Source organism: Capnocytophaga sp. oral taxon 324 str. F0483 (genome assembly GCF_000318315.2).
GTDB classification, from domain to species: domain Bacteria; phylum Bacteroidota; class Bacteroidia; order Flavobacteriales; family Flavobacteriaceae; genus Capnocytophaga; species Capnocytophaga ochracea.
In genome coordinates this window covers 1-9368 of the sequence record NZ_KB291506.1, presented here as the reverse complement: position 1 = coordinate 9368, position 9368 = coordinate 1, and the positions used below count along the sequence as shown (strand labels likewise).

Here is a 9368-nt window from a genome sequence, read left to right as displayed (position 1 = left end):
GGGTAATGACCGCCTGTGAAAAATCAGGGGAAGAGACCGACCCCTCTACACAGACTCCAACAACGCAAACCTCTACTACACAAACTCCTACTACTCAGACCCCTACTACACCTCCTATTACGCCTCCGGTTACTCCTCCTATTCCACCTAACCCACCACAAGGTAAAAAGCCAGTAGCTTATGACTGGGATTTTTACTTGGAGCCTTCTCGGTTAAATACAGTAAAAAATGAAAAAAATGCCGAGTTGAAAAAGCTGTATTACCAAGTGTATGGTACGCCCTGCGGAGGTTGGTATGACGGTGTGAGTCCTAATAGCGAGAAAAATGACCGTTGGCTTAAAAACTTCGTTGAAGGAGCTGAACGCGCCCGCAAAACGCCTATTGTGGTGCTTTACGGTATCCCCAATCGTGATTGTGGCTCGTTTTCAAAAGGTGGACATCCTAATGCCGCTTCTTACAAAGCGTGGATAAACCGCGTAAGTGCCATTATTGGACAACGTCGGGCGGTGGTTATTATAGAACCAGATGCTATTAACTACTGCGGTCACCCAAGAGGCTCAGCTAAATACAATGAACGTGCTGAACTGCTTAGTTACGCTGCTGAAAAACTAAATAAGAACAACCCTAATGTAGCGAGCTATATTCACGCTGGAAATGGACCTTTGGTTACACAACACTCTGAAGCTGTTGCCAATGCTATTATAGATGGAGGTTTAAAATATATGCGTGGTTTTGCACTGAATGTTTCGGGTTTAGGAGGCACTGCTGAAGAACAAGCCGGAGCTGAGGCTTTTGTAAAATACTTAGCTTCCAAAGGTTTTAAAGATGTGCATTACGTGATTGACACAGGGCGCAGTGGTATCAATAGACCTAAACACCAGAATGCACACCCTCCTTATAACTCTTGCAATAACTTTAATGCAGCTTTAGGTCCGCGTAGCACTACCAAAACCACAGGCCCATACGCCGATGCTTATTTGTGGATTAACGGAGGAGGTGGCTCTGACGGTGAATGTAATATGGGAGCTCCCGCAGCGGGACTTCCTTATCCTGAATATACGAGACACTTGGTGCAAAACGCTATGAGAGTAAAAAGTATAGAGATTTTGGAAGTACCTCAAAACTTAAAATAGTCGTAGCACGGCAAGCAATTAGAAACTTTGGCAAAGTGTGTGAAGAGTCGTAACACGACAGAAGAGACATTTTATTTACATTGCCATTGGAAGTCTTCGACTTTAGATTGCATTTCGGGACGGTACTCATAGTGCCACCACTCTGAGAAAATAGATTTAAAGTTATATTTGTTGAGTACATCCTTCAACAACTTGCGATTCTCAAGTACCTTTTTAGGGAGGGTCATGCAAGTGTGATGTGCTTTTTTACCAAAGAAATCAAAAGGAGTACCCATATCTAATTCCTTTCCTTGTGCATCTACAAGGGTAAGATCGACAGCAGCCCCGCGATTGTGTTTAGAGCCTTTCGCGGGGTTTGCTACGTAGTGGGTACCTGGAAGTATCTTCCACATCTTTTTCTGTACCGAAAGCGGTCGGTAGCAGTCGAACAATTTAATGCGGTATCCCAACGATTTAAACTCTTCATTAGCTTTTACCAAAGCCTTTGCAGTACTCTTGCGGAGATAACATTCTCCACAATCATATACTGCTTGTTTGAGGAAATTATCGGAGGTGGCGTATTTCATATCGAATACAAAGTCATTAGAAAGGCTTCTGAGAAGCACAAAATCATTCTGCTGTGCTAAAAGTGAGGACACTGATAATAATGTAAAAAGTTGTAAGAGGTATTTCATAAGAGTGATTTTTGGCAAAAGTATAAAAAAACTTAAAAAAAGCTTGCTATATGTAACAAATTTACTACTTTTGTACTATGATTCAGAAAACAGTACAAATACTCAACAAACGGGCAAAATTTGAATATGAAATCCTCGACAAATACACGGCGGGGATTGTACTTGTGGGTACCGAGATAAAGTCTATACGAATGGGAAAAGCCTCGATAGCTGAGAGTTTTTGCGAGTTTAACGATAAAGGAGAGCTTTTCGTGATTAACTCTACCATTGAAGCATATGACTTTGGCACCTATTACAACCACCGCCCCAAAAGCGAACGCAAACTGCTTTTGCAGAAAAAAGAACTACGCAAACTCAATAAAGAAGTGAAAAATAGCGGGCTTACTATTGTACCACTCAAACTCTTTATTAACGAAAAAGGTTTGGCTAAAATGGATATAGCCTTAGTACGCGGTAAGAAATTGTATGATAAACGCGAAACTATTAAAGACCGTGATAACAAGAGAAACTTGGATAGGCTAATGAAGAAATAAGTCCTCACCCCGTTCCCCTCTCCCAAGGAAAGAGGAAAACTGTGAATTAATCATTAACAATTAATCATTAGATAAGTGTATAGAGATTTTAAAGAACTCCCCGATGATGCCCGTGTGTGGGTATACCAATGCAACCGTAGCTTTACAGAAGATGAGCAAAAGCAACTGCATACACAATTAGAAGAATTTATAAATCACTGGATGGTGCACGGCAAGGATTTGCTGTCATCATTTGAATTGCGCTATAACCGATTTATAGTTATAGGAGCATTACCCGATGCCCACGGTGTAGGAGGTTGTTCTCTTGATGCTTTAGCGCACTTTATTCAAGAGCTTGAAGTCCAATACAACGTTACATTGCTTGACCGTATGAATGTGAGTTACCGTCAAGGTGAACACATCGCCTATAAAAACCTTGCCGATTTCAAGAAGATGGTAAAAGAAAAAGCAGTATCGGCACAAACTATAGTGTTCAACAATTTGGTGAATACTAAAATAGAATATGAAGAGAATTGGGAAGTGCCTTTGGAAGACAGTTGGCACAACCGGTTTTTATAGTACAAGCCACAGTGCGAGCCGCACAAGCAATAAGTGCGAACCACACAGGCAATAAGTGCGAGCCACACAGGCAAAAAAGAAGTATGAAGAGCCTGTCCAAAAAGTTTTGCTTTGTGAAGGCGATTTGCCAATCGCCCCTACAATGTAACTAAAAGAATTTGATTATCAAGGTAATCAACTTTGCCAAAATCTGAAACTTTGGTAAAGTGTAGCGACGCAAATGCGATTTTAAGACTTTTCGGACAGCCTTTTTTATTGTTAATATATCTGTCCTCTTAGTAAGTCTTCGAAGGTTTCTGCCTTTCTGATAAGTTTAGCTTCCCCATTCTGCCACAATACTTCTGCTGGACGCAAGCGTGAATTGTAGTTGCTTGCCATAGTGTAGCAATAGGCACCTGCATTGTGAAAACACAATATATCGCCCTCAGTAATCTCAGCTATTTGTCGGTTGGAGGCAAAAGTATCGGTCTCGCATATATACCCGACTACTGAATAGAAACGCTTCTTACCTTCGGGGTTAGAAATGTTTTCGATATAATGATTAGCCCCGTAGAACATTGGTCGGATAAGATGATTAAAACCAGAGTCGATGCCTGCAAATACGGTAGAAGTGGTTTGCTTTACTACATTCACCTTTACTAAAAAGTAGCCTGCTTCACTTACCAAAAACTTACCAGGTTCGAAAGCTAGTGTAAGGTTGCGACCGTACTCCTTGCAGAAATCAGCAAAACGACTGCTGAGACGTTCGCCCAACTCTTCTATATTGGTTTGTATATCTCCCTCTTTATAAGGCACTTTAAAGCCACTACCAAAGTCGATAAATTGTAAATCCTTAAAGTGTTTAGCGGTTTCAAAGAGTATTTCGGCAGCGTATAGGAACACATCAATATCTAAAATATCACTACCTGTGTGCATATGAATACCGTTGATGTGCATCTTTGTATTCTGGACGATGCGCAAGATATGCGGTATTTGGTGAATGCTAATACCAAACTTACTATCGATATGCCCTACCGAAATATTGCTATTACCGCCTGCCATCACGTGTGGATTGATACGAATACACACGGGTATCTCAGGGTGTTGTGTGCCAAACTGCTCCAAGAACGAAAGATTATCGATGTTGAGCTGTACTCCTAAGCGCATAGCCTCCTCAATTTCGTCCATTGAGACACCATTAGGCGTAAAAATAATTTGCTGAGGGTCAAAACCTGCCAGCAATCCCAACTGTACTTCCTGAATAGAAACGGTATCGAGACCAGCACCTAAATCCTTCATCAATTTCAAGATAGAGATATTAGAAAGGGCTTTCATTGCATAGTTGATGCGTAACTTGGGTACTGAGGCAAAGGCATTGGTAAGTCGGTTATATTGAGAAGCAATCTTCTGGGCATCATATACATATACAGGGCTACCGTAAGTATTTGCTATGTTTAGTAAATCGTTTATTTTCATTGAATATACTGTTGTTTAAATGATTATAGGGCACAAAAGTACAAATAATTAGCAAAATGGCAAATTTGAGAATTAGCAAATGGGGGCGGGAGAATAAAATAATGTAGATGAAAGCCTTATTTAATGGTTAATGATTAATGATTGATGGTTAATGATTAATAGTTAATTTAAGAGATGCTTATAGGAAAAACGAACAATGAACGAACAAAAGACGAACAAAAGACGAACAAAAGACGAACAATGAACGAACAATGAACGAAGAAAAGATAAAGCTAAGGTGGAAATAAGAGGAAGGTTATTAGTAGAATTCATACTACAACGGCGAAGGGTATATGAAGATGGGGTTGTTTTATGACTAAAAAGCAGTAGTTTTCAAATATTTAAATAATAATTTCAAATTAATTAAACGATTGGAATACAGTATATAATAAATTAGTATACACAAAAATAATCTGAAAAAAGAGAAAAAAGTTTTGCCGTTTCAAAAAATAGTTATACCTTTGCGCCCTGAATATAAATAACACATTAATAAATAGAGAAAAAAATGGCAAGAGTTTGTGACTTAACAGGCAAAAAAGCATTGGTGGGCAATAACGTGTCACACGCAATGAACAAAACTAAACGTAAATTCAATGTAAACCTCCGTACAAAACGTTTCTTCATTCCAGAAGAGAATCGTTGGATTACCCTAAAAGTATCGGCAACTGCAATTAAAACTATCGACAAGAAAGGTATCTATGCAGTGCTTAAAGAAGTAGAACGTAACGGATATATTAACTAATTTAAAAGAATACTAAAATGGCTAAAAAAGGTAATAGAATTCAGGTTATTTTGGAGTGCACTGAGCACAAAGAGTCTGGTTTACCAGGAACTTCACGTTACATCACTACCAAAAACAAAAAAAATACTCCAGATAGATTAGAGCTTAAGAAGTTCAACCCTATCCTCAAGAAAGTAACTGTTCATAAAGAAATTAAATAATTAAAACATTATGGCAAAGAAAACAGTAGCAACCCTACAAGGTAAATCTAAGAAACATACTAAAGCTATCAAAATGGTGAAATCACCTAAAACAGGTGCTTATACTTTCGTAGAAAGCGTAATGGCTCCTGAGCTCGTTGATGAATTTTTGAAGAAGAAATAATTAAATTTTCTCTATTTTTATCATATTTAAAAAAGCTGTCGTGAGACGGCTTTTTTGCATATATAAACTTTTTTACTACCTTTGCACTCATATCCTAAAATATACAATAAGCTATGGCATTGCAATTTCTGAAAAATATCTTTTCAAAAGAAAAGAAAGAAACCTTAGATAAAGGCTTAGAGAAATCTAAAAACAGCTTCTTTGACCGCTTAGGAAAAGCTCTCGTTGGGAAATCGAAAGTAGATGAAGAGGTGCTCGATGACCTTGAAGAAGTGCTTATTGCCAGTGACGTAGGGGTGAATACTACTCTTAAAATCATTGACCGTATAGAGGCTCGTGTGGCTAAAAATAAGTACTTAAATACCTCTGAACTGAATACTATCCTTCGTGAAGAAATAGCAGGACTTCTATCAGAAACTCATACAGGAGAAGCAACAGACTTTACTTTACCTACTGACAAAAAACCTTATGTGATGATGGTAGTAGGGGTAAACGGAGCTGGAAAGACCACTACTATCGGCAAGCTAGCAAGTCAGTTTACTAAAAAAGGCTTGAAAGTAGTATTAGGTGCTGCTGATACTTTCCGCGCTGCTGCGATTGACCAGCTACAAGTGTGGGCAGACCGTACCGGAGTGCCAATGATTAAACAGCAGTTAGGTAGCGACCCTGCTTCGGTAGCCTATGATACCCTTAGTTCGGCGGTAAAACAAAATGCTGATGTAGTAATTATTGATACAGCAGGACGCTTGCACAACAAAATCAATCTAATGAACGAGCTTTCTAAAATCAAGCGCGTGATGCAAAAAGTAATTCCTGATGCTCCTCACGAAGTGCTGTTAGTACTCGATGGTTCTACTGGACAAAATGCCTTTGAGCAAGCTAAAGAATTTACCAAAGCCACTGAAGTAACCGCTTTGGCTGTTACTAAATTGGACGGTACCGCCAAGGGGGGTGTGGTAATAGGCATCTCTGACCAATTTCAGATTCCTGTAAAATACATAGGAGTAGGAGAAGGTATAGACGACTTACAAATTTTTAACAAATATGAGTTCGTAGATTCTTTCTTTAAAGAATAACAACTTCAAAACTAAAATGAGTAATTGATTAACATTATACTAAAAGCGAACCTTTATTGTATCGGTCATCGCATAAGCTTGGCAAGTAAGAATATAGCCTTGCGATACTTCTTCTTCGCTGAGGGTTTCATTCTTCGCCATTTTGGCTTCTCCCTCCTCTACCCTACCGATACAGCTACTACACACGCCGTTCAAGCAAGAGTAAGGTGCATCGTAGCCACGTAAGAGTGCCGAACTGAGAAGTGTTTGGTTGCGCGCACTCTCAAAGCTGTGCGTCTGTCCGTTAAGTTCAAGAGTAATGGTGACATTGCCTTGTAGGGTGCTGTAATCTATCTCAGCTGGCGATGCCTCAAAAAGCTCTGTAAAAATGCGGTCTTTATCTATCCCTCTTAACAAGAGTATCTCACGAAGGTTTTTCACCAATTCCGTAGGACCACAAGCATAGTAACGCCCCCAGTTAAGATCTTTGTATTTAGCAAAAATCTCGTTTACTATCCTATCGTTGATGCGCCCCGTATAGTGGTCGCCCCAAGGCCGCTGACTGAAAGCGTAGTGGACAAAAAAGCGTTCGGGATACTGAATGCGGAGGGCTTCTATTTCATCAAAAAACAAAGCTTCCTCTTTAGACTTATTGCCATAGACAAATACTACTTTGATATTCGTTTTAGACAAGGCTGTTTTGGCAATGCTCATCATAGGGGTTACGCCACTTCCTGCCGAGAAGAGCATAATATCGCGGTTGCCAAAGATGTCGTAGAAGAATACGAAAGAACCCATAGGAGGCATCACTTCTAATACATCACCTGCTTTGAGTTGGGTCGTCGCATAGGTAGAGAACACACCATTAGGCACGCGCTTTACGGCTACGCTCAGTTCACCTTCGTTCACTCCAGAGCAAATAGAATAAGCACGACGCACCTTTTCTCCACCAATCGTTTGTTGGAGAGTAAGGTATTCGCCAGCTTCGAAGTGAAATACTTTCTTCAATAACTCAGGTACTTCAAAGGTAATCATTACCGATGAAGTAGTAAGTTGTGTGATTTTAGATATGGTTAGTTCGTAAAATCGATTCATTTGTACATTTCATTCAAGCCAAAATAGCCAGAGGTAGAAGTACCAAGCTTCTCAAAGTAAAAAGTTTCTTTCGACGCTGATCGCGAAGCTCTTCCGGCAACATTCCCTGTAATCTCTTGTAAAGTGCGAGCCAAAAGAGGTTCAGTTTCGTCGCCTAATATCCCTAAATTATTTACAATCTCACTAATCTGAATATTAGGCTCTAAGCCATTTACGTAATCACCTACGCCTTTAGCGTTTTCTATCTTCATTACCAAGGGTTGCATCGCCCATTTGTGCTTAGGGTTTTTAACTTTTCCTTGCTTATCGGTAAAGTCGTAAACAGTCACCGAGCCTTGGTTCTTACCCACTGTGGTTTCACCTATCTGCACTACATCTATGTAGGCTTTAAGACCATTGATAACCAATTCACTGGCTGAAGCTGTCCCGTCCGAAGTAATTACATATACTTTATTAAGGCGCAAACTATTGATAGCCACCTGCCGACTGCCTTTTACCATATTAGACGTAAAATACTCTCTTTCATTCCCTCTAAAAGGTTGCAACTTGCTATTCCATTTTTCTACCGCAAACACCTGTCCGTTAAACTGACCTGTAATCATCGATGCTAAGTAAGTAGCCGAATTAACGCTTCCCCCACCATTGTAACGCAAATCGAGTATTAAGTCAGTAACCCCCTGTGCTTTAAAATCTGCAAAGGCATCGTTCAGTGCTTCATCAAAATCAGCTGTAAAGGCATTGTACATCAAGTAAGCTATTTTCTTTCCTTCCTTGTCGAATACTTTATGAATAAACACAGGGTTTTCAGGCGTTTGAGCTTGGTGCAAAGTAAACGATTTTTCAGTAGGAGTTGCTTTGCCATTTACAATTCTATAAGTTGAAAACGAAATAGTAGCCGTATTTTGCAACAGTTGTTTAGCATTAGAACGCGTAAGTTGTTGCCCGTTGATACTAGTTATCAAATCCCCCCGTTGCAAACCTTGTTGTTCTGCCTCCGATTTAGGTACCACATAACGCACTACAGCATAAACAGTATTTTTTGTTTTACTCACAATTCCAAAAGCATAATTCATCCCCAAGCTCGCGGTAATACCCTTGAATTGGTTTTCAAGATCGGTGTAATTATCGGTGATATAGCTAAAACGGTCTATTTCTTCATATCTATTAAGTAACCCTTTATAGAAAAGGTCTTCAGGATTGTTAAAACTCTTTAAGAATTGAGTATAACTCTTATTTTTATCTGCTTTGGTATCAGCTAAACTACCAAAACGGTTATTTTGCAAATTAGGCACATCGGCTTGCCACAAATAATACGTGTTAAGTCCCTTCCAAATAAAATCGCGTACGCGCAAATCGGTATCGTTACCGGTATAGTCAGAGCCCGTAAAAGACACCTCATTTCCATTAGTAACAGGTTCTTTAGCGCAAGATAACAAGCTGATAGCTATGAATATAGAGATAAACAAGTGTTTCATATTGAAAATATTTTTCCACAAAAGTAATACTTTTTTTATATTTGCACAAATTTTGTACCAGATAAGAAGTAAAACTAAATACCGATGCGTGAAGTGTGAAAAACAAAATTTTCTGTTTTACAGCATAAAAAGTAGCTCTTTTTTTCAACTAAAATAGAAGATTTTTTCGGTTTTCATACGCTTATTGTTCGTTCATCGTTCGTCATTCGTTCATTTGCCCGTGTGGCTCGCACCGTCATTTGTTCG

General features: G+C 39.3%; 11 protein-coding genes. 7 read left to right on the top strand and 4 right to left on the bottom strand.

Going from position 1 to position 9368, the window contains the following annotated elements:
* On the top strand, nt 1-1133 hold a 1133-nt coding region (locus HMPREF9072_RS03805), incomplete at its 5' end, for a glycoside hydrolase family 6 protein (protein ID WP_009410607.1).
* Between the two features lie 71 nt (nt 1134-1204).
* On the opposite strand, the gene HMPREF9072_RS03800 is transcribed toward HMPREF9072_RS03805, so the two are convergent.
* Nucleotides 1205-1807, bottom strand: coding sequence for a M15 family metallopeptidase (locus tag HMPREF9072_RS03800; protein WP_009410606.1), 603 nt, complete (start codon nt 1805-1807; stop codon nt 1205-1207).
* Nucleotides 1808-1884: 77 nt separating this feature from the next.
* On the opposite strand from HMPREF9072_RS03800, the gene smpB reads away from it, so the two are divergent.
* A complete protein-coding gene (smpB, locus tag HMPREF9072_RS03795; RefSeq protein ID WP_009410605.1) occupies nt 1885-2340 on the top strand; it encodes an SsrA-binding protein SmpB in 456 nt (151 codons plus the stop codon).
* A gap of 75 nt (nt 2341-2415) precedes the next feature.
* Nucleotides 2416-2898, top strand: coding sequence for a hypothetical protein (locus tag HMPREF9072_RS03790; RefSeq protein WP_002672542.1), 483 nt, complete (start codon nt 2416-2418; stop codon nt 2896-2898).
* 258 nt (nt 2899-3156) lie between these two features.
* Here the strand turns inward: HMPREF9072_RS03790 and lysA are convergent, their stop codons facing one another.
* Complete coding sequence (gene lysA / locus HMPREF9072_RS03785) at nt 3157-4353, bottom strand: diaminopimelate decarboxylase (RefSeq protein WP_009410603.1); 1197 nt, start codon at nt 4351-4353, stop codon at nt 3157-3159.
* A gap of 544 nt (nt 4354-4897) precedes the next feature.
* On the opposite strand from lysA, the gene rpmB reads away from it, so the two are divergent.
* From rpmB to ftsY, 4 genes are all read left to right on the top strand, one after another.
* The gene (gene rpmB / locus HMPREF9072_RS03780) at nt 4898-5134 is read left to right on the top strand and encodes a 50S ribosomal protein L28 (protein WP_002672544.1); all 237 of its coding nucleotides are present in this window, start codon (nt 4898-4900) and stop codon (nt 5132-5134) included.
* A 17-nt stretch (nt 5135-5151) separates the two neighbouring features.
* Entirely contained in the window at nt 5152-5334 is a 183-nt protein-coding gene (rpmG, locus tag HMPREF9072_RS03775) for a 50S ribosomal protein L33 (protein ID WP_002672545.1), read from the top strand.
* A 10-nt stretch (nt 5335-5344) separates the two neighbouring features.
* Nucleotides 5345-5497 carry a DUF4295 domain-containing protein gene (locus tag HMPREF9072_RS11940; RefSeq protein WP_002672546.1) on the top strand — a complete coding sequence of 51 codons (153 nt, stop codon included), beginning with the start codon at nt 5345-5347 and terminating at the stop codon, nt 5495-5497.
* A 113-nt stretch (nt 5498-5610) separates the two neighbouring features.
* Nucleotides 5611-6573: a signal recognition particle-docking protein FtsY gene (gene ftsY, locus HMPREF9072_RS03770; protein ID WP_009410601.1), complete on the top strand. Its 963-nt coding sequence runs from the start codon at nt 5611-5613 to the stop codon at nt 6571-6573.
* A gap of 39 nt (nt 6574-6612) precedes the next feature.
* On the opposite strand, the gene HMPREF9072_RS03765 is transcribed toward ftsY, so the two are convergent.
* Entirely contained in the window at nt 6613-7647 is a 1035-nt protein-coding gene (locus HMPREF9072_RS03765; protein ID WP_009410600.1) for a ferredoxin--NADP reductase, read from the bottom strand.
* The gene (locus HMPREF9072_RS03760; RefSeq protein WP_009410599.1) at nt 7644-9122 is read right to left on the bottom strand and encodes a S41 family peptidase; all 1479 of its coding nucleotides are present in this window, start codon (nt 9120-9122) and stop codon (nt 7644-7646) included. The genes HMPREF9072_RS03765 and HMPREF9072_RS03760 overlap by 4 nt, the downstream gene beginning before the upstream one ends.
* Between the last annotated feature and the right edge of the window lie 246 nt (nt 9123-9368).